The sequence below is a fragment of the Vogesella mureinivorans genome, assembly GCF_007644035.1.
GTDB lineage: Bacteria > Pseudomonadota > Gammaproteobacteria > Burkholderiales > Chromobacteriaceae > Vogesella > Vogesella mureinivorans.
Genome location: NZ_VMTV02000034.1, coordinates 1 through 278 on the forward strand (window position 1 = coordinate 1; position 278 = coordinate 278).

Annotated in this window: 1 protein-coding gene; it reads left to right on the forward strand. The window is 69.1% G+C overall.

Going from position 1 to position 278, the window contains the following annotated elements:
• Positions 1–278 (forward strand): putative PEP-binding protein (locus FLQ44_RS00990; protein ID WP_338117445.1); only part of this gene is annotated, 278 nt, incomplete at both ends.

Consider the following 278-nt stretch of genomic DNA (forward strand, 5'->3'; position numbering starts at 1 on the left):
GCCTGTCGACCTCGGTCTGCGGCGAGATGGCGGGTGACCCGACCCATACCCGCCTGCTGCTGGCGCTGGGCCTGACCGAGTTCAGCCTGCATCCCAATACCCTGCTGGAAGTGCGCGCGATCATCCGCGACAGCCATCTGGCCGAGCTGCGCAAGCTGGGCAGCCGACTGCTGCGGGCCAGCGACCGCGCCGGTATCGAGCGGCTGCTGAAGGCGACCGTCGGAGCGCGGCGCGGGCGGAAACGCACCGGGAGCGTGATAGAATACGAGGCGTATGAG